Genomic DNA, 20,816 nt, shown 5'->3' with positions numbered 1-20,816 from the left:
ATTTAAGATTTTGTTCGGCTCAATGAATACTGAACATTACATAAAGTAATGTTTGAATTGACTGTGCTGAATCCGAAGATTCAATGGTCACTTCGTTTCATTGAAACCTAATTTGATACCGAAGTATCGAATTGGATTATCATCAACGAGTGCCCACACAGATTGATAGGTCTATATTGTTAAAGAGCTTGCTTTTCGAGAAGTTTTTCTCTCAAAGCGGAGGTGCATTCTAGCGATTTGGTTGTTAGTGTCAAACACTTTTTTCAACTAATTTTTCGTAGAAGCTTTTTACCTCTCCGACTCTGCTGAAGCCTTATCGCGTCTGCCGTGTCGGTGGATGCGCATTATAGGGAGAAGAATTTCTTTGGCAATACTAAAAATGCATTTTTTCTAAAAAAACATGCCAAATGGACACTTTCCACTCAACATCTAAATTCACCCAAATTAACACCCAGCATTTCTACAGAATACTCACAAAAAACTGTGGATAACTACTCATCACTGTCAAAGAAATAGGATATTCGCGAGCGTGGGTTTAGGTACTCTTTTATCTTATCTGGCAATTTAGATGGATGAATCGCATTTACGATCCTCAAATCTTTCGATGCAAGCTCAATGATGGGAGCTTGAGTTCTTGGCACTGATGGGTCGTAAACCAGAACATTTGGAAATAGCAGGTTTGAAGCGTTCACTGAGATGACCAATCCCACCATATTATTAGATAACTGAACAACCGTGCCAGGAGGGAAGACGCCCATGAACTTGATCAGAATATTAAGGTTTTCTTCTTTATATAGGTGTTTACAGTTTTTATATAAATGAGAAAGGGCGGTGTATGGGATTTTCTGTTCTGAAGCGATCGGTGTATGGCACAAATTATCAAATGCATTTGCCACTATGACAATTTGAGCCAATTCATCAATTTCATCCCCTTTAAGACCCTCAGGATAACCGGAGCCATCTCTTAACTCATGATGCTGAGCAATCACGGTTTTAGCTGGTTCAGGAAAACCTTCGATCTGATTCGCGAGATCCAAACCATATTTAGTATGTAACTTTAGGTAGTTGGTTTCTGGCTCGGTTAATGGCACTTGCTTTCTTAATATAGCGGTAGGGATTTTGATCTTACCCATATCATGAAACAGAGCAGCGAAAGAGAGCTCTTTTAGTTGCTTGGCAGAATACCCTTTCGCACGCCCAATCATCATGGCAATAACCGCAACGTTTAGAGAATGAAAATAGATATCTTCAAATTCGTTTTTGCCGTTCATTAGATGAAGCGTGACGTTATCATCGCACATCAACTTCTCAACAATGTCTTCTATTAACAGTCGAGCTTCATCAACAGCAGCAGTTGGGCGGTTACGAATTTTCGTCATGACTGATCGCATCCGCGCAAGTGAGCGCTCAAACTCTTTCTCACACTGAATCACTCGTCGACGATATGCACTGAGCTTTTCAATTCGTTTCTGTTTTTCTTGCCACAGTTTTTGCGTTTCTAGATCCAACGATTCATTGCTTGTTGTGCTGTCCGTTTGGATTTGATTAACGGGCAATGGTGCGGCGTCGCTTTGTTCGGGATTAAAGTACACGAACTTCACACCGAGATGACGAATCATCTCGATCTGTTCCTGGTCTTTAATTTTAAAACTATTGAGTAGGAAGGGGTGATCGTTCCACTTTAGCGGAAGGCGGATATGTAATCCCGGCTGAATACGATCCACTGTAAGTTTAATTGCTGCCACTTTTTCACTACTATTAAGTTTTCACGATAAACCAAGAATAGTAGTAGATTCTGTAAATAAATTCATCAATAAGAACTCACAAGTGCGAGTCATTCGCGTTAAGAACCAATGTGTTGTTCATAATTTGAATCAAGCTCATACCTGAGTATCAATCAGAGTCTTGTTTTAATACTCGATCCGCATGACGCAGTTTCAGCTTGGCTTCGAAGACAGGTTTTTCTATGTGCTCCTGTTTTTTTACTAACCCCATTAACGTTTGCACAGCCGCTCGCGCCATATCACTAATAGGGAAATGCACAGCAGATACCGTCGGGTACAAACTTTCACATAGGTCTACACTGTCAAAACTGGTTAAAGAGATTTGCTCCGGCACCGAAATTTTATGCTCATGAAGATATTGCATCGCCCCAACCGTCATTTCTTCGCTGCATGAAAATACAGCAGTTACCTCTGGGTGACGTTTTAAAATGGAAGCCATCGCATCATAACCGCTTTGTCTGCCGTAATTCCCTTCTTCACACCAACTTTCATCAATGTCGATACCAGCTGTTTTCATTGCATCAACATAGCCAAGCTTTCTGAGCAAACTATTGTGACGTAGGGATGGCCCGGTAATACAGGCAATGTTTTTATGGCCACCAGCGATTAAGTGCTCAACAGCGATACGACTTGCATGGTGGTGATTAAACGTAATGCAGCGCTCTTCAATCCCTTCGACATAACGATCGAGAAGCACAAAAGGCGTAGGAAGTTTTGCTAACTCACGTAGATCATTATCGGATAAATAGCGACTATGCAGAACATAGCCATCGCAACGAAGATCGTTGAAACGCTGAATCGCTTCTTTCTCTCCTTCAGCAGAATGATGGCCTTGCGCAGTGATGAGAAACTTCTTATGAATGTCTAATTCTGTTTGCACTTGCTCCATCATTTCACCGAAAAATCCACCGGTGTAATAAGTCACCAACAAACCGACCATATTACTTGACGATGTTGCAAGAGAACGGGCGATCGCACTTGGACGGTAATTCAATTGCGCCATGGCTTGTTCTACTTTTTTTCTAGTTTCTTCACGAAACTTTCCTTCCCCATTAATGATGCGAGAAACGGTAGAACGATTTACACCGGCGAGTTCGGCGACATCTTTAATCCTTGCCATAATGCTAATGAATCCAACTGCTAATAAATAATGAATGTTTTTATTCGAAAAATGGCTGCCAGCAATTCGTAAGGTGACTATAGGGGGCGAATCTGGCAGCCTTAATCATACACCTACAACTTGGCTGGTAGAAACGAGTGCGGAGTAATCCGTGACGGCTATACCATGCTGCGCCAATTGCTCTTTTAGAATGGGAGATGTGAGCACTTGTAGCTCTAACTCTCTTTGCAGTGCATAGCCACTTTTCATAATAAGGGGCTGGTCGGCATAAGCAGGATGACACATCACCTCTACCACATCGTAATTCTCTTTTAAGCTCAGAAGGTGTTGCATTAATCCGTCCAAACTTACCTTTTGATCGTAAAACTCATCGGTAAAGAAATAGCTTGTCGTCATTGGTTGATGACAGATACCACTCCCGCGAAGTGGCACGCGGTGCTCTTTCGCTAGTTTCTGAACAATAGGAAGAATCTGGGGGTGCGTATGAGCATGATGATGACTATCAAGATGACTGAGCGTTAGTCCAAGTGACAAGAAGTGATCAATTTGAGCTTTAGCTTCATCGTAAACCGCTTGAGCATCAAAATCTTGCTTGTTCCACAATTCACTGTATTTGACGAAATGCGTTCTACCATTGGTTAAGTTTGGGTGCTCCGTGAGAGGAGCACCTGCTGTAAACCGTAGATGTACGCCAATTTTTAAGTCTGGATTTTGATGAGCTAACTCGATTGCATTCTGCTCGGCATCCATCCCTACCATCATAGTAGTCGATTTCACGACACCATCTTGATGGGACTTTACAATGCCGTTATTAACACCTTGAGTCAGACCAAAATCGTCCGCATTAAAAATGACTTTCATTGACGCTCTTCCTTAGTATTACAACGCTGTAAGTTTAAATTGAGGCAAATAAGGCGCATTAACCGCTAACAGCTCATCCAATATCGCTTTCGCTCGACCAATGTCTGGCACCAAAGGATTATTCGTTAATGCCATTAATGCTTTGTCGTAGTTACCTTCAACAGCGGCTTCTATCGTCAACTGCTCATAAGCTTTCACTTGATGCAGTAGTCCTTTGATGTTGTTTGATAGCTCACCAACAGCAAGTGGTTTTGCTCCCCAACTACCAATCACTGCACTGCATTCAATCACGGCGTCATCCGGTAGACCATTGATCGCGCCATTGTTTAAGACGTTTACGACATGAATGCTGTTACGGTTGTTATAAATAGAGTCGACGAGATTGAGTGACGCATCTGAGTAATACGCTCCCCCTCGCTCTTCCAGCTCTTTCGGTTTGTGGTCTAAGTTCGGATCTTGATAGAGCTTAAACAATGCGTTTTCGGTTTCCATGACTTGCTCTGCGCGAGTCCCTTTTTCACCTGCGCTCTGCTTTTCTTCTGCCAACATAGCGTCTGTTTGGTAAAAATAGCGATGATAAGGACAAGGAATCGCACCGAGCGCTTTTAGAAATGCCGGATCCCACGGTTCTTCCCAAATGTTCTTCATACTGAAGTTAGCGCCATCTCCGACTTTCTCTAAGACGGTTTGAGTGATGTCTTCGCCTTTCAGCCACGCTTTATGTACCCAGACCAGATGATTTAGACCTGCAAACTCCAACTGTAGCTCTTTGGGCTCGCAATCCATCATCTCTGCAATCATCATTTCCATTGAGACGGGTACATTACATAAGCCGATACTTTTGACTTTAGTATGCTTACTCACCGCTTCTGAGACGAGACCAGCAGGGTTCGTAAAGTTGAGCATCCAAGCGTTTGGCGCCAACTCTTCAATGTCTTTACAGATATCAAGAATGACCGGAATGGTTCTCAGTGCTTTAGCAAATCCGCCAGGGCCTGTGGTTTCTTGTCCGATCACATCGTATTTGATAGGAATTCTTTCATCGTTTGCTCGAGCAGCAAGCCCGCCTACACGGAATTGAGTCATGACAAAGTCAGCGCCTTTGATCGCAGCACGGCGGTCAAAATCCGCTTTAATTTCAATATCCGCGCCCGCTTTATCGACCATCCGCTGAGCCAAGCCCTTGATGATTTCTAGTTTTTCCGCGCCGGATTCTATGTCCACAAAGTGAATCTGTTTAACTGGCAAGTAATCCAAGCGTTTGATTACCCCTTCAACCAATTCCGGGGTATAGCTACTGCCACCACCAATAATGGCAAGTTTGATCGCCTCTCTAGACATAATGATTTCCTTACTTGTTCGCGAGTTGCTTGTTCAAAGCGACAATCTCAACAGCCATTTCTTGCGCTAGAATCGTTGTCATTAAATGATCTTGAGCGTGCACCATAACCAGAGTCATCGGCACTTTGCCTTCCCCCTGATCTTCTTCGATCAGTTGCGTCTGAATTAAATGCGCCTTGTTAATGCACTCTCTGGCTTGCAACAATTTCTCTTCTGCTGCTTCAAATTTTTGCACTCTCGCCAAACGGAGTGCTTCATAACTTAAACTTCTGGCTTCACCCGCATTACAGATGATTTCCATTACAACCAGTTCTTGTTCCATTTTCTCTCTCCAGAAATATGGGCTGCTTGGTAAAACAGCCCATTCATAATTAAGCGGTTACGCCTTCACCAGCAGGTTGTTCTGCCTGTTTCGTTTCTTTGGTTGTTGGTAGTTCTTGCTCAAGCATTTGCTTCTCAAACATTTTGAAGAATGGGAAGTAGATAAGAAGGTCAAGAATCAACAGCCCCACTACGAGCAGTACCGGAGAAAACGTCCAGCCGCTTCCCCAAGACGCACCAATAATTGCCGGCGTCGTCCATGGCGTAGTAGCTACACCCATACCTACGAAGCCAAGGTGCACAGCAAAGTAAGCAATCGTTGCGTTAATTACTGGAGCAAAAACAAATGGGATGAACAATGTTGGGTTCATTACGATTGGGCTACCAAAAATCACTGGTTCATTAATTTGGAAGAAGCCAGGAACCGCACTCATTCGGCCGATACTCTTTAGGTGAACAGAGCGGCTAAATGACATCAGTAGAACCAACGCTAACGTCGCACCAGAACCACCAATGAAGATATAGAAGTCCCAGAACGGCTGAGTGAAGATATTCGGAACAGGCTGCCCAGCAACAAATGCGTCGATGTTTCCACTGATGTTTGTTAGAAAGATTGGCGATAGAAGGCCAACCACAATCGCGGCACCATGAATCCCTGCAAACCAAAGTAATTGACACATGAGTAGTGCACCAATGATGGCAGGCAAAGTATTTGATGCGCTGATTAATGGCTTGAACATCGCCATAACTGCATCAGGAATCAACATGTCGTATTGGGTTTGAACGAAGATGCTTAATGGATAAAGCGTGACAAACACAGCTAGAACAGGCAGTAACACCTCGAAAGAACGCGCGATCGCAGGTGGCACCTGCTCTGGCATGCGAATCGTGATGTTGTGCTTTTTCATAAATCGATACAGCTCAACAGCAAAGAAGGCACACATTACTGCAGTGAAGATCCCTGTACCGCCCATGTGTTTCATCGCTAACGTGCCATCTTGAGCTGGTGCAGCCACCAGCAAGAAACACATTAAAGATAAAACCGCGCTAGTGATCCCATCCATTTTGTACGCTTTCGCCAGACTGTAGGCGACACCGAGCGACACAAAGATGGTCATGATCCCCATCGACATATTGAAAGGCATCATAATGGTGTCAAAGTGAGTGGTAGCAAAGTCGAGCCAAAGACGACCAAAGGTAAACGTCGTATCTTCAGCAAATGGTGGAAATGCAAAAATCAAAATGAAACTGCCCACGATGATAAACGGCATAGCGACAATAAAACCATCTCTCATTGCGCGAACGTGGGGTTGATTACCCACTTTTGCAGCGATAGGGGCTATATGCTTTTCGACTGTTCCTATAATCGCGTCATAAAGCTTCATAGAGTCCATCCTTATTTCAGACAAAATAATCCCGCATCAAATATTTATATTTGATGAACAATTTTCTTTTATTTCAAATTATTGGCTTAGTTAATTAATTCTAATGCTTGTTCTAGAACTTCGTCCCCTTTCATCATTCCATATGCTTGGGGAGATATCGCATCGATATTTTTTCCGTACTCTTGCGCTGTTTTTCTTAACTCTTCCAGTTGAAAACGTACCTGAGGACCTAGTAAACAAACGTCATACTCTTTAATCGCCTCTTCAAATGCATTCACTGACATCGCATCAATTTTGCATTCAATTCCTTTAATTTCAGCAGCTTGCTCCATTTTTTTAACAAGCATACTGGTCGACATCCCTGCGCTACAGCATAAAAGGATCTTTTTCATAGCCTTACTCCCGTTGTGTAAATTTCAACCTGCAAAAACTGTAGCAAAAATAATCAGCACAAAAAAGCGCAACCGGTTGCGTTATTCGTGAACAGAATCTCACTTTAGAAAATAAGGTCTATTTTTTAATAATTATTTAGGTCTAGGATAAAAGTCAGAGAATTAAGGAAGATTACGAATTTACATTTACAACTATCAATATATTACTACTGACAACGTCATTATTAATTTCGAAAAGGAATCGAAAATGAAATTAAATAAACTGGCTATTGCAACGCTTGTAAGTGCCGCTCTATCTCAATATGCATTTGCCCAAACTGACACCAAAGGAACCATTTATCTGACGTTTGATGATGGCCCAATCAACGCCTCAATTGACGTCATTAATGTGCTAAATCAAGAAGAAGTAAAAGCGACGTTTTACTTTAATGCGTGGCATCTAGATGGTATTGGTGATGAAAACGAAGACAGAGCGTTAGAGGCACTAAAACTGGCGTTGGATAGCGGCCACATCGTCGCAAACCACAGTTATGACCATATGGTTCATAACTGTGTTGAAGAATTTGGCCCAAACAGTGCGGCAGAATGTAATGCAACGGGTGATCACCAGATCAACTCTTATCAAGATCCTGCCTACGATGCCTCGATGTTTGCAGAAAACTTGTCAGTACTAGAAAAATATTTGCCGAACATCACGAGCTACCCAAACTATAAAGCGAATGAGTTTGCTCGTTTGCCATATACCAATGGTTGGCGCGTCACTAAAGACTTCAAAGCAGACGGCTTATGTGCCACGTCCGATGATCTTAAACCTTGGGAGCCTGGCTATTCATGTGATACGGCAAACCCATCCAACAGTGTAAAAGCAGCCATCGCGGTTCAAAATATCCTAGCGAATAATGGCTATCAAACTCACGGTTGGGATGTGGATTGGGCCCCTGAAAACTGGGGTATTGCGATGCCAGCAAACAGCCTTACAGAAGCTGAACCATTCCTTGGGTATGTCGATTCCGCGCTAAATACTTGTGCGCCTACGACAATTAACCCTATCAACTCCAAAGCACAAGAGTTCCCATGTGGTACACCTTTGCATGCTGATAAAGTTATTGTGCTAACTCACGAATTCCTGTTTGAAGACGGTAAACGTGGCATGGGTGCAACTCAAAACCTGCCGAAGCTCGCGAAGTTTATCCAGCTAGCCAAACAGGCTGGTTATGTCTTCGATACCATGGATAACTACACGCCGAACTGGCAAGTTGGTAACAACTACAGCGCCGGCGACTACGTTCTACACCTCGGTACGGTATATCAAGCAGTAACAAGCCATACAGCGCAACAAGATTGGGCGCCATCACCAACATCTAGCTTGTGGACGAATGCGGATCCAGCTACTAATTGGACTCAGAATGTTTCATACAAACAAGGCGATGTGGTGACTTATCAAGGTTTGCGTTACCTAGTTAATGTACCGCATATATCTCAAGCAGACTGGAGTCCGAACTCACAGAACACCTTGTTCACAGCTCTATAAGCTGTTCCCTACTATCATCATGTAGTAGTTTGCGCGAGGCATACCCCTCGCGCTTTTTTCTTTTGAAACGCGGAAAATCGGTATTCAACTCGAATCTCCAAACACACGTAAATCTAAGCGCATCTCCCCCAAACGACGAAAGGCCGCTATAAAGCGACCTTTCTATGTATGGTACTGATAAGTGAGGGGAGTGGACTTACATCCAACTGTGCAGACACTCCTGACGCCACGCTGGATTTGAATTTACAAACGCCAGATACAACAAAGCCCCGACTTTCGTCGAGGCTCTGCCTTAGAATATGGTACCGGTGGGCGGACTGATTGGACAGGCATTCCTGCCGCCACCGCGAAGGCAACGTTAACTTTCTTTTGATATTTTCAAGCACCTAAAACGACGAAAGGCCGCTATAAAAGCGAACTTTCTATGTATGGTACTGATAAGTGAGGTGACAAGGCTTGCATCCAACTGGGCAGACACTCCTGACGCCACGCTGGATTTGAATTTACAAACGCCAGAAACAACAAAGCCCCGACTTACGTCGAGGCTCTGTCTTGGAATATGGTACCGGTGGGCGGACTTGAACCGCCACGCCCGAAGGCAACGGATTTTGAATCCGTCGTGTATACCAATTTCACCACACCGGCATCTCTGGGCTATTGCCCTTTGATGGTTGGCATTATACGGAAGCTTTTGACCTGCGCAAGCAGAAAAACCTTAAATAACTATCGTTTGCTGATAATTTCGCCACAAAGTGTGACAAAGCTAAGCTCAGAGAAGAAAATCAAATTCATCTTCACAAAAAACCGCGTAAAATTCTCTTGTTTAGAAAAGATTTACAGTCGATTCACTGTAATATCAGAAACGTAGCCGTTGCCAATGTTAGCGAGTGCGCCATGTATCATTAATGCTGCTTCTTCTGCGCTCATAAAGCTACTCGTATCCAAGCTCTTACCACTGGTTTCCCAAAACTCCGTCGCCATTCCTCCCGGATACACGGCAATAATCTTCATTGGCTTACCTTTCAGCTCCAGACGAACCGATTCAATCAATCCTTTGACTGCCCATTTCACAGCGCAGTATGTTGATTCCTGAGCTTTTGGTTGCTGCGCCGATTTGGGCTGACTTCATCAGCCTCCTCGACAGAGTCAGAGCAAGGGATACAAAACCATGAATGCACCATAATGCTAAAGCAATCTTATTGGTCACTTTCGGATTAAAAATACCGTTGCTTCGGGCGTAGCTAATCAGTAATGAAGCCTATCTAACCATCGCGTTTGCTCATAGTTCGCCAAGGAACTCTCAGCGAACTACAGCTCAAAAGCCAGTTTAATCAATCGATATAAATATAGCGTTACATCATAACGAATACAAACTTTAACTCCTACACATTCAAGAATAAATAGTAAGGTTTAGTTAGCAATGAACCGCAATATATATAAACTTAAATAATTCTAATTGGATCTGTAAAATTACATAGAGCATTTTAAATCTAGTCGTATTTATACAAACCTTTATTACCTTCCAAGTGAGTTAGAAAATTGAGCTTTGAATATCATATCCATTCGTTACATCCAATTGACCAAAGTTAATATAACATTTGATTAAAAGCATCGGATCACAGTAATGGCAGATAATTTCACCGTAATGGTCAATCGAATTCATATCACTAGCAAGCACTTTTCCTTGACCACGATTTCCGACCTTAGCTTTAAGTAAGTTCCGTTCTAATCCAGGAAATATAAAATGTAAAGTGACTGTAACATCGCAACCAGCGACTCCTTCCACGCACGAATTTTTAGCAGCAGTTTTATAAAAAAACTGCTTTACTAAATCTGACCATCCAGGTCCATCAGATGGAAATGAAGCTTTGTAGTATTTTGCATCGATAATTGCCCATCGAGTGTGTTCTTCATTTTTTATGACAGTATCTGTTCTTTGGCCTTTCCTTGCAACCTCATGAAAGTAGTCGTCTTGGTGGTAATATGGAACTGGTAATTCCTTGTTTAAGTTAATTTTATTCGGTAAACATGCATCCAACATACCTTCCCAAACATGGTGAAACTTTCTTGTTCCCACTAATAGCAGATCACCTTCTATCTCTGAACGACGCTCAATATAATTTTTCAACATTCCTATTAGCCGTATATCCCTCTCTGAGTAACTATTAGTTAATTCACGCTCAAGGTGAGAAAGTTGTACTTCATCATCACCTAAAGGTTCTGCAAAGTGACTTAGGCGCTCGTTAAAAAGAGTATCATCTCCAAATAGTAGAGCCCCATATATTCGTTTAACTTCTCGGATTATATTGGCGTGAATATTTGAAGTTTCGCATTCAGACACATAACTCATACTAATAGTTTCAAAATCTAAATAAACACCGGCCTTCCTTGAAGGAAAAGGAATATGTCGAGAGATAGTTTTGTTCCAATCAACTCGCCCTTGATTAGAGGTATACTGTTTCTTTTTTCGAACATATATACCGTTACTAAAGTAATCTTCAATAAGTTCTGAAGCTAGGGATAAGGAAACACTTCCAATCAATTCACCTTCATTGCCCTCATTTACAGAAGATAACTTACCATTATAGTATTGAGTCAGACTGTGAAGAAGAGAGCATGCTCCTTCAATACTTTTCCCTCTCTCACCGCTATTCTTAGGTAGAAAAACACTTATCTTTCCGTTTTGTGATATAAAACCACAGTAACGGATACTCATATGATCAGGGGCGATTAAACCTCTTTGTTGCATCAAATTTCTAAGAGGAAAAGGAAGTTCGGAAATAAGGCCCCCATCGTAATAATACTCAAACGTGGCCATCTTAATCTTCTTTTCTCGTACCATTCCCTATGATCAGTTTATCGATCTCATCAGAGAATATACTAACGCTTTCTTCCATAAATAGAGAATGTAACTCACCAAAGGTTTTTATTTTTGGACTGAACAAGCGATTTCTGTCTTGTTTTTTATGCCGAAGAACATCGTCCCACAAGTAAACGAATAGTTTGCCACATAAGGCGGAACGTGCGGAACTCCAATCCTCTCCCAAATCAACCTTGTTAAGGAAGAACGGGCCAATTAGACGGTCCTCAGCAACGTTAAAGGACTTTAATTGGAAATTGATGACGTCATCTGCAAATTTTCGCCATGAAATATTATATACCCCATCATTAGTTAAAATTTCTAACTGTTTATCAGGTGAATTTATGAAGTCTATAGGCAGATACTCAAAAGACCAACGACGCTTAAATGCAGTATCAAGAGGCATAACAGCTTGATCGCTACTGTTCATAGTAGCCAGTATTGATAGGTTTGATGGAATGGACAACTGATTTATTTCATCAAATCCAACATCATTTAACTTTTGATTAATGTAACTAAGCATATCAGGATCGGCTGCATCTATTTGGTAACAACTATTCCCGGCGTCATCTCGATCCAATAACTGGAATAGCTCACCAAATACAGCAGCAGCAGGTGCTCGATTAATCTCCTCAATAACTAAATAAACTTGTTCAGTCGGTTTTACTATTGCTTTGATAAGAGCTTTTGTAAATGGTCCAGCTCTATATTGATAGGTTATATCTCTGCCTTCCATTTTTGGCTTAAGAGCACCTACAAAATCACTGTATTGAGTATCTGGATGAAAAACCGTTTTTATACAATGTGCACCAGCAGTTTCAGATCCAATTTTATAGCTTTTACCTGTACCAGGCGCACCGTAATAAATCTTGTTAATACCCTTATCAAGAGCTGTTCGTAAATAGACTTCTGGTTTTTTAGTATTACTTGAACCATTAACACAAAAAACACCTTGATATAGAGGTGTACTAGTATTCAAAATCACAGAGTAAATAATACCCCTATCTCTTTGATGTCGAACAATAATAATCTCATGACCAGCCCCCCAATCTTGACGTACCTTTGCAACACCATTTCCAAATGAAAGTTGTATATAAGGATACTCTCCTTGTTGATTTGTTACTATTTTTCTACGGTAATTAATATCACCTTCACCAAGTTCAATATTTCCTTTCTTAATATAAAGAGCGTCAACAAAAGCTCGAGTATGAGTAAAGTTTTCTGAGTTTTCTAAAATAGGAAAAAAAACTCTAATCTCACCACCACTATTATCTAAATTCAATTGAACATTAGAGCTACTGGAGTCCCCTGTATAACCCCGCTTCACAGGAAATGCTAGAACTCCATAAACCTCATTTTCATCAATACCTAATGCTTCACACTCGCTTGAAAACGAGGATTTTACACGGGTAAACGCTTGAGATAATGTCATAGAAACTCTCTAAATATTAATCACATTAAAGAGACTATAACTTAAAAAATCAACTAGTTAAATAATTTAAAAGCAGATGATGAACCACAGCTTTAGCTAATGGTACTGGCACAGCATTCCCAATCAGCTTATAGGCTGCACTGTAAGATATTTTTAGACGCTTTCGAGTCTCCTCAAAACGATCATCAAAACCCTGTAGTCTAAAGCCCTCCAAAGGTGTGATTCGGCGAATAGGCTCACTAATTAGATCAACATCAGGTCTTACGAACGGATCTGAAGAGTTAATATAAGAATCGCTAAAGTAGTTATCTTGATTGGCTCTGTGCCACTTAGCCATTGAAGCAGTAATTGGCCTTGCAAGAGCATTATCAATATTAACATCACCTTGCCATTTAGGATTTTTATAAAGAACTGTTTGTCGAGTTCTTTTCGGTATGTAATGTTTACTGTCTACATTATTTTTTTCCAACAAATGCCAAGCTGTAGGGTACTTTGTCTTAGACAAGTCTAATTTAGGTGGGACATTAAGAGCCTTTTTTCTATGATAATTCTTGACTCCAGCAAAAAAAATCCTTCTCCTTTTTTGTGGAACCCCATAGTCAGAGGCTACTAAATCCCAAAGGTAAACATGATACCCACAATCCTCTAGGGCACTCTTCATCTCTTCTAGTACACTTCCCTTTTTTAAGGTTGCAATTTTCTGAACATTTTCTAAAACAAAGAACTCAGGCTCATATTCATCTAATAAATGAAGAATATTGTAAAATAATTGACCTCTTTCATCCTCTAGACCTTTTCGATAGCCTACGTTAGAAAAAGACTGACAAGGAAAGCCACCTAATAGCAAATCAAATTTATTTAATTTAAAACCTAAAGGATTTATTACTGTTTTTATATCTTCAACATTATTGACAAATTCAATATCCTTTAAGTCTCCATCAAAATAATGCTCAGAATAAAATTTTGATGCATTTTTTTCAATTTCACAAAACCCGGCATGTTCAAATTTAGCAGGTAAGTCATTAATCGCATCCACTGCGGATTTAAAACCACCAATTCCAGAAAAAAAGTCAAAGTACTTAATTTTTTTCATTGTTATTCTCAAATATGTTCTCTAACACCATAAAGCTAGCTAACCCCAAAGCTCTTGAGACTAATGGACTAACTGCATTGCCTATTTGGCGATACCATTCATTAGGCGTGCCTAAAAACAGATAATCATCACTAAAACCTTGAACACGCGCAGCTTCTCTTGGAGTCAACCCCCTTGCACTGTTTGGGTGTATATACATATGGCAATCATAGTACATGTGTGCAGTAATCGTTTTACATGGCTTGTTAAATGGCAATTTGTAAAATTTATCTTTGAAAATATTGTCTCTATTTTTATATGGATTTATATGTTCTATTTTGGGACTATCTGATTTATCACCTTCAGATAAAAGACTATATATTTCAATATCTCTATCATTGTTATATTTTGATTTATGGTTGAAAACCATTCCAGAATCAGGGTTAACATTTATTATACTTTTATATTCTGTAGATTTCTCACCACCTTTCATAAAGGTGCCACCCCACTCATCCATTTCGCAATAAGTAGCATTTCTTTTAGTTTTAGCTTTTATATCAGGCAAATCAAAAATAGCATCCCATAAAGTAAATCTTTTACTAACTTTACTCGACTCTACACTAGTTCTAAATATGTCAAATAGTTTATGTGATTTTAAATAAATACTCTTTTGCCCGAAAATGAAAAGCCTTTTCCTTGTTTGAGCTGCACCAAACTCAATAGAGTCTAGTATCATAACTTCGATTGAGTAACCGATTTTATAAAAATCAGATGATATTTCATCTAAGTGATTTGCAATTCCTACAACGTTTTCCATTATAAATATTTCAGGCTGTACAGAGTTTACTTTTTTAACGAAGTATTTATAAAGAAGGTTTCGACTATCATTTTCTTTTTTCTGCTTATTAGCATTACTAAAACCTTGACAGGGGGGGCCGCCAACAATCAGAGGAGCATACTCAAACCCATTAGTATCATCATGCTTTGTAATATCATCATTAATAATGTCTCTTACGCTTAAGTGAGGTCTATTAAAATGATATGTTTTTATTGCCGAGAGATCTTTTTCAACGGCCTTTACAACAGAAAAACCATTGCTCTCAAATCCGATAGACATACCACCCGCTCCACAAAACAAATCATAAAACCCATATTTAGAATTCGTAATTGGCGCTTTTTTCTTGTTAAAAAAATCCTTTACAGCCTCTAAATCCATAAGCAATTTATTTGACTTATTTAGATATTTAATCTTCGAAAGTAATTCATCAATGTAACCAGCTAACAAATTTTCCGTTGCAACATTACTGGTTCTTTGATGTACTTGCTCGTATTTTTGATACATAATCAAACTTCTAGGTAAATTTTAGAGTATTTTACCATGCTATGTTCTACATGGTAACAACTCAAATGTGTGCTTTTTATAAGTGAACAAATAGAGCCTAACTCAGAAATGCACGTTGTTGAATATCTAACCACCCACCTTCCGAATACTACAATACTTCCTCTACTCAGATGCTTGCTTTTATCCGGTTCATTAGCGTACTTCACGCCACATCTAACCATACAGCAGCTCGGCGCATACATAGATAAGTAGACCAGCGTTACTATCATATAATCTAACAGCAACAAAGACCTGATCCCACTAAAGGATCAGGCTATCTATACCGCACATACAGCCAGATCAAATCGTTCACCACTACACTATCAGGGTAATATCATATTAAATCGGACTTCCTAGCGGAGTTATTTATATGTTTAGTTACACTCGATGAAAATCAGCACCGTTTTGAGAGTTCCCATAAGCGACATAGACTTCCATTTACAACAACGCCATCAAAAACCATACCAAACATCAAGAAACTCAAAATCGTACAAGTCGGCAGTCAAGAGACCGACCAACCTAGACAGAACTCCACAACTAAATGAAAATCGTGCGGAGCACCACAACGTAAAACACTAGCCAACTTGATATCACACTGACTCGCTGAGTCAGCGACTAGGAGTGATTAAAACTCAATGATACGAACAGCATTAACGCTGCAACAACTTGCCACTCTAAGCTATAAAAGTAAAATTAATCAATAACTTGTAACCATATAAAACTGAAGCCAATTCAAACCATCAACATACCCTAACCCGAGCGTCCCTAAGCACTTCATTTGCTAATTAAGGTTAATCTAGGAAGCACCTTGAAACATCCCTACTTGTATCACCTTGAAATTTACACAGCCAATAGCTCTAGAACCCCTCAGTTACGCACTCAAACACCAAGAAGTGGGGGAGTTTGCTCCGGGTTTATCATTTACAACCCGCCCACAAACAACAAAACCCCGACCACATGCATGATCGAGGCTCCAATAGTGAAACGTCATTATGTCGTTTCACTCAGTAAAGTAGAGAGGAACCTAAGCTGCGACGTCCAGCGCCACCGCTCCATTGCCGGTAGACTCAATAGAGACATCCAGTACGTTGACCATATCAAGCTCCGAACTTGCGAGTTTATCCCGTAACGTTTTATTCTCCGCTTCAAGTTCAGCGATACGCACTTCCATTGCTTCAAACTTCAATGACAGCTCATCCGCTTCAACGGATTGCTGTTCTTCCTTAACCACTTTCTCACGTTGAATAAAATCACTCATCATCTGAGAGATAACAGCACTCTCCACATTAGGGTCACTTTCCAACACATCCAGCACCTTACCTCTTAATCCCGCATAGCGTTTACCAGCGAGCTTATACACATTAGTAAATCCCACCTTACGACACTGCTCTAGTGTTCCAAATTCACACAGACTCGACCAACGGGTTAAAGTGCGGTTGTCCACAGTACGCTGACCATTACCGATAATGTTTTCTTCACGCCATTTACCGAACTTATTCTTGTTACCTTGAAACAGCTTCTTGGCTTCCGACATGGCTTTACCAATATCGTACTGAGCTTGCTCGCACAGATCTTTATCGACAACACGACCTGCACCCGCATTTTCTAATGCTTCAATAATATTCTCGGCAAGAGCTGTAGCCGTTCTTTAGTCAGTTCTAATAGATCAATTTGTTCATTCATGGGTATGATCCTTATTTTTAATTGATGCCCAGAATTTAGTACCAAAACCCAACATAATCAAAAGGTTAAAAATTAACCAGAAAAATATCAAATAGAATCTAATTGTTCAAACAATTGTTCCACTTCTTGATGGGATGCGAGATCACAAGCTCGATAGCCAACATTGTTCGATAAGCAGTTTGTGACTGTAGAGAGCTTACTCTCACTTCGGCCAGTCAGATAAGTGGCTTTCCCTTCCGCATCATAAAGCTTGGCCAACTCCGCCCCTAAGCCGCTACTTGCACCTGTGATGACAATCATTTTCTACCTCGTTCGTAAAAGTGCTTTCTAATGTGTGTACCAATTAAGGTAACGGAATATAGGCTGATTCACATCTTACGAACGCCATTCTTTGAAGCAGCATGACTTTCTGATTTTAACGCTCGTTAACTTCTAAATATGCCCAATAGTTTTCAAAACTATCCAATGGTTCGGATACCAGTACCTTGATCACGAAGCCCATCAAGCACAAAGAGAACCCGGAAATTTCACCTATGCTTAAACCAAGAATAATGTTTTGAATTTCCTATCGACTTTCTCACTAAAGATAAGAGGCACATGAGAATGACCGGCTCCAAATGGCAGTGGCTGCTTAAACAAATGACACGCAAACTGTGGGTTCGTACATCACTTTTCGCCTTACTTGCTGTTGTAACCGCCCTGATCTCTATTGTTTTAAATAAATTCATTACCCTGCCTCCCACCATCAATGTCAGTAATGAGCTGCTGAATAACATATTGAATATTCTCGCGACGTCGATGCTGGCGGTGACTACGTTTTCACTCAACATTATGGTTTCAGCGTACAGCGCGGCCAGTGCAGGGGTCACTCCTAGAGCTACTAAGCTATTGATGGAAGACAGCACAACGCAAAATGCTCTGGCGACTTTTCTTGGCTCATTCTTGTTTAGTTTGGTAGGCATCATCGCACTTGGTATTGGCGCCTATCACGAGCAGGCACAAATCTATTTGTTCATCGTAACCATGGTGGTGATCATTATGATCATCCTGACTCTACTTCGCTGGATTCAGCACCTATCTGTACTTGGTAGAGTCTCGGAAACCACCTCAAATGTGGAACAAGCGCTATTAAGTGCGATTCGAAAACGAGGCTGTGAGCCTTGGCTGGGTGCATTTCCTTGGAGTCATCCAGAACACACGCCGAGAGGAAGCAAACCGATTGTCAGCAAAGAAATTGGTTACTTACAACATATTGATATGCACCATCTAGATAGTGTTGCTAAAGCCTCTCAATCCACTATCTATATTGAGAGGCAGCCAGGGAGTTTTGTTTATCTTGGTCAACCATTGGCTTGGGTCTGTGGCGAATTAGCAGAAGAAAGTGAGGTAACGGCAGCGTTCACGATCCGAACTGAGCGATCCTATGACCAAGATCCTCGCTTTGGCTTAGTTGTACTTGCGGAAATAGCTTCTAGAGCCCTCTCTCCTGCCGTGAATGATAATGGTACTGCGATTGATGTTCTGGGACGTTCGATTCGGGCGCTTTCACTTTGGGGAGAACTTATTAGCCAACAGCCGACCAAAACTCGCTTCCCAAGATTGTTTGTGCCCTCGCTAAACTGCCAAGATTTATTCGATGATGTCTTTTTGCCGATAGCGCATGATGGGGCAGCTCAACTGCAAGTTCAGGTTCGCCTGCAAAAGGCATTACTAGCTTTGTCTAGTATGCATCCCAAGCTGTTTAGCGCTCCAGCAACCAAGCTTTCAGAGAAAGCTTTAGAACTCGCGTTGACCCAACATTTTACTGAAGATGAAAAGCATCAACTTGCGCAACTTTCGAACCAGGTAACTGACCCAAAAACACGGCGCTGACGATCCATTCAATCAGCATCGTTTTAAGCATACGCCTCAAACATGCGTATGCGCAGCCATCATCCTTCGTGAAAAGCTCTTAGATTTGGTCGTAATTGGAGAGTCTGTGCGTCAGCTCTCTTTTCACAGACTGGCGGAATCTATATCCTGACGCACAATTTTTAAGGTAAGTGATGGAATTATGACTACTTCTACAACTCTTCCACCAGCGGGATTTTTCCGTCGATTGGCCGCTTTGTTTTATGACACTCTAATTGTCTTAGCCATTGAGATGATGGCGGCGGGTGTCGTAATAGCAGTGGTGTTTGCTTTGAATACAGCAGGCTTACTGAGCTACGGAGAATATGTGGATGCCGCAGATATGTTAGGGAAACACCCGGTGTTGAGTCCGATATTCACACTTTATCTGGCGGTAGTCTGGATTTACTTCTTCGTCTTTTTCTGGACGCGAGCAGGTCAAACCCTAGGCATGCGCGCTTGGAAAATGCAAATTCGAAACGCGAAAGACGGCGCTCCAATTACGGCAACTCAAGCATTAATCCGCCTTGCGACATCAGGCTTTGGTCTTGCGAACTTAACCGTGCCAATTGACCCGCAAAAACGTGGTTTCCACGATATCTGGGCAAAAACTGAAGTGGTGGTTTTGCCAAAAGCAAAATAAATCGCCTAGAAACAAAAAAGGAAGGCATAGCGCCTTCCTTTTTCTTTGATTATAGCTTTCTTCTTAGCAACGCCACCGCAATCGCCAAAAACGCTAAGCTCGGAGCTAAGGCACCAAATATCGGCGGTATGCCATACACCAGAGTCAATGGCCCGAAGAACTCGCTGGAGATATAGAAAGTGAAACCAGCCACAACGCCAGATAAAACTCTCGCCCCCATTGTTACGCTTCGCAGCGGACCAAAGACGAAAGACAATGCCATCAACATCATTACGGCAATCGACAAAGGCTGCGTCAGCTTACGCCAAAATGCGAGTTCGTAACGTGAAGCATCTTGCTCTGATGCTTTCAAATACGTCACGTAATCATATAAGCCGCTCAGAGAGAGCTCTTCTGGTTTTACTGTCACCACGGCTAGCTTGTCAGGAGCCAACGACGTGTGCCATTCCATTTGATCCATCTCTTGTTTGGAAATCACGTTTTCGTCTTGCATGTTGGTGATTTGCACGTCACGCATCAACCAATTGTTATCTTGTTGGTAATCCACTTCTTCAGCGAAGATAACTTTTTCTAAGTTCTTGTCATCATCAAAGCGCCACATGTTCAACGCATACAACTTGTCATCTTCCACTTTACCGATGAAGATGAAGTCGTTGGCATCACGAGCCCAAACCCCAGCACGAACCGAAACGATGCTGCCGCCAGACAATGCAAAAGATCGCAAATCACGCGCCATTTTCTGAGCTTCTGGTGCCCCCCATTGGCCTAAAGTCATCACGATAAGCATCAATGGAACGGCCGTTTTTAGCACGGACAAACCGATATCCAGCTTGGAGAAACCCGCCGCTTGCATGACCACAAGCTCAGAGCTCGACGCCAGCATACCCAAACCGATCAGCGCACCCAGCAATGCTGCCATTGGGAAAAACATTTCAACATCACGAGGCACGCTCAACAAAACGAAATACAAAGCGTGCGTCAGGTCATATACACCACGCCCCACTTTTCGTAGCTGTTCCACGTATTTGATGATACCCGATAGGCCAACAAATGTTGCCAGAACCAAGGCTGTGGTAGAGATGATGGTTCTACCGATGTAAAGGTCTAAGATTTTGAACAC

Annotated in this window: 16 protein-coding genes, 1 tRNA gene and 2 pseudogenes; 3 read left to right on the top strand and 16 right to left on the bottom strand. The window is 41.5% G+C overall.

Annotation, left to right across the window (positions count from 1 at the left end):
* Positions 1–491: 491 nt before the first annotated feature.
* The 7 genes from NL646_RS20430 to NL646_RS20400 all read right to left on the bottom strand — a co-directional run bounded on the left by NL646_RS20430 (position 492) and on the right by NL646_RS20400 (position 7,204).
* Positions 492–1,745, bottom strand: coding sequence for an HD-GYP domain-containing protein (locus NL646_RS20430; protein WP_025789745.1), 1,254 nt, complete (start codon positions 1,743–1,745; stop codon positions 492–494).
* Between the two features lie 148 nt (positions 1,746–1,893).
* The gene (locus NL646_RS20425) at positions 1,894–2,904 is read right to left on the bottom strand and encodes a LacI family DNA-binding transcriptional regulator (RefSeq protein ID WP_025789744.1); all 1,011 of its coding nucleotides are present in this window, start codon (positions 2,902–2,904) and stop codon (positions 1,894–1,896) included.
* 105 nt (positions 2,905–3,009) lie between these two features.
* Positions 3,010–3,765 (bottom strand): chitin disaccharide deacetylase, encoded by a 756-nt coding sequence (chbG, locus tag NL646_RS20420; protein ID WP_253664620.1) that lies wholly within the window; start codon positions 3,763–3,765, stop codon positions 3,010–3,012.
* A gap of 18 nt (positions 3,766–3,783) precedes the next feature.
* A complete protein-coding gene (locus tag NL646_RS20415; RefSeq protein ID WP_015297302.1) occupies positions 3,784–5,106 on the bottom strand; it encodes a 6-phospho-beta-glucosidase in 1,323 nt (440 codons plus the stop codon).
* Positions 5,107–5,116: 10 nt separating this feature from the next.
* Positions 5,117–5,428 (bottom strand): PTS lactose/cellobiose transporter subunit IIA, encoded by a 312-nt coding sequence (locus tag NL646_RS20410; RefSeq protein WP_253664619.1) that lies wholly within the window; start codon positions 5,426–5,428, stop codon positions 5,117–5,119.
* Between the two features lie 49 nt (positions 5,429–5,477).
* The gene (locus tag NL646_RS20405) at positions 5,478–6,812 is read right to left on the bottom strand and encodes a PTS sugar transporter subunit IIC (RefSeq protein ID WP_015297303.1); all 1,335 of its coding nucleotides are present in this window, start codon (positions 6,810–6,812) and stop codon (positions 5,478–5,480) included.
* Between the two features lie 86 nt (positions 6,813–6,898).
* Complete coding sequence (locus tag NL646_RS20400; RefSeq protein ID WP_005478850.1) at positions 6,899–7,204, bottom strand: PTS sugar transporter subunit IIB; 306 nt, start codon at positions 7,202–7,204, stop codon at positions 6,899–6,901.
* A gap of 247 nt (positions 7,205–7,451) precedes the next feature.
* Here NL646_RS20400 and cod point away from each other — a divergent pair, with 247 nt between their 5' ends.
* Positions 7,452–8,735, top strand: coding sequence for a chitin oligosaccharide deacetylase (gene cod / locus NL646_RS20395; protein WP_253664618.1), 1,284 nt, complete (start codon positions 7,452–7,454; stop codon positions 8,733–8,735).
* Positions 8,736–9,295: 560 nt separating this feature from the next.
* On the opposite strand, the gene NL646_RS20390 is transcribed toward cod, so the two are convergent.
* From NL646_RS20390 to NL646_RS20355, 8 genes and pseudogenes are all read right to left on the bottom strand, one after another.
* Positions 9,296–9,380 (bottom strand) — tRNA-Leu (locus NL646_RS20390).
* 189 nt (positions 9,381–9,569) lie between these two features.
* A pseudogene (locus NL646_RS20385) lies at positions 9,570–9,848 on the bottom strand (SDR family NAD(P)-dependent oxidoreductase); the annotation flags it as partial.
* A gap of 418 nt (positions 9,849–10,266) precedes the next feature.
* A complete protein-coding gene (locus NL646_RS20380; protein WP_253664617.1) occupies positions 10,267–11,553 on the bottom strand; it encodes an LlaJI family restriction endonuclease in 1,287 nt (428 codons plus the stop codon).
* 1 nt (position 11,554) lies between these two features.
* Positions 11,555–13,027: an AAA family ATPase gene (locus NL646_RS20375; RefSeq protein ID WP_025536157.1), complete on the bottom strand. Its 1,473-nt coding sequence runs from the start codon at positions 13,025–13,027 to the stop codon at positions 11,555–11,557.
* 49 nt (positions 13,028–13,076) lie between these two features.
* A complete protein-coding gene (locus tag NL646_RS20370) occupies positions 13,077–14,120 on the bottom strand; it encodes a DNA cytosine methyltransferase (RefSeq protein ID WP_025536159.1) in 1,044 nt (347 codons plus the stop codon).
* A complete protein-coding gene (locus NL646_RS20365; protein WP_089203528.1) occupies positions 14,107–15,441 on the bottom strand; it encodes a DNA cytosine methyltransferase in 1,335 nt (444 codons plus the stop codon). Before NL646_RS20365 ends, NL646_RS20370 begins: the two co-directional genes overlap by 14 nt.
* A gap of 1,063 nt (positions 15,442–16,504) precedes the next feature.
* Positions 16,505–17,014 carry a hypothetical protein gene (locus NL646_RS20360; RefSeq protein ID WP_253664616.1) on the bottom strand — a complete coding sequence of 170 codons (510 nt, stop codon included), beginning with the start codon at positions 17,012–17,014 and terminating at the stop codon, positions 16,505–16,507.
* 248 nt (positions 17,015–17,262) lie between these two features.
* Positions 17,263–17,463 (bottom strand): annotated as a pseudogene (locus tag NL646_RS20355) (SDR family NAD(P)-dependent oxidoreductase); the annotation flags it as partial.
* 303 nt (positions 17,464–17,766) lie between these two features.
* Here NL646_RS20355 and NL646_RS20350 point away from each other — a divergent pair.
* Together NL646_RS20350 and NL646_RS20345 are read left to right on the top strand one after the other, a co-directional pair.
* Positions 17,767–19,035 (top strand): DUF2254 domain-containing protein, encoded by a 1,269-nt coding sequence (locus NL646_RS20350; protein ID WP_253664615.1) that lies wholly within the window; start codon positions 17,767–17,769, stop codon positions 19,033–19,035.
* Between the two features lie 181 nt (positions 19,036–19,216).
* Entirely contained in the window at positions 19,217–19,696 is a 480-nt protein-coding gene (locus NL646_RS20345) for an RDD family protein (RefSeq protein WP_025522749.1), read from the top strand.
* 49 nt (positions 19,697–19,745) lie between these two features.
* Here the strand turns inward: NL646_RS20345 and lptG are convergent, their stop codons facing one another.
* Positions 19,746–20,816 (bottom strand): LPS export ABC transporter permease LptG, encoded by a 1,071-nt coding sequence (lptG, locus tag NL646_RS20340; RefSeq protein WP_005461103.1) that lies wholly within the window; start codon positions 20,814–20,816, stop codon positions 19,746–19,748.

Source organism: Vibrio sp. Y20_XG_PY13 (assembly GCF_024181925.1).
Taxonomy (GTDB): domain Bacteria; phylum Pseudomonadota; class Gammaproteobacteria; order Enterobacterales; family Vibrionaceae; genus Vibrio; species Vibrio parahaemolyticus.
Note: the sequence above shows the minus strand (reverse complement) of the source record. Positions and strands in the feature narration are given on the sequence as shown.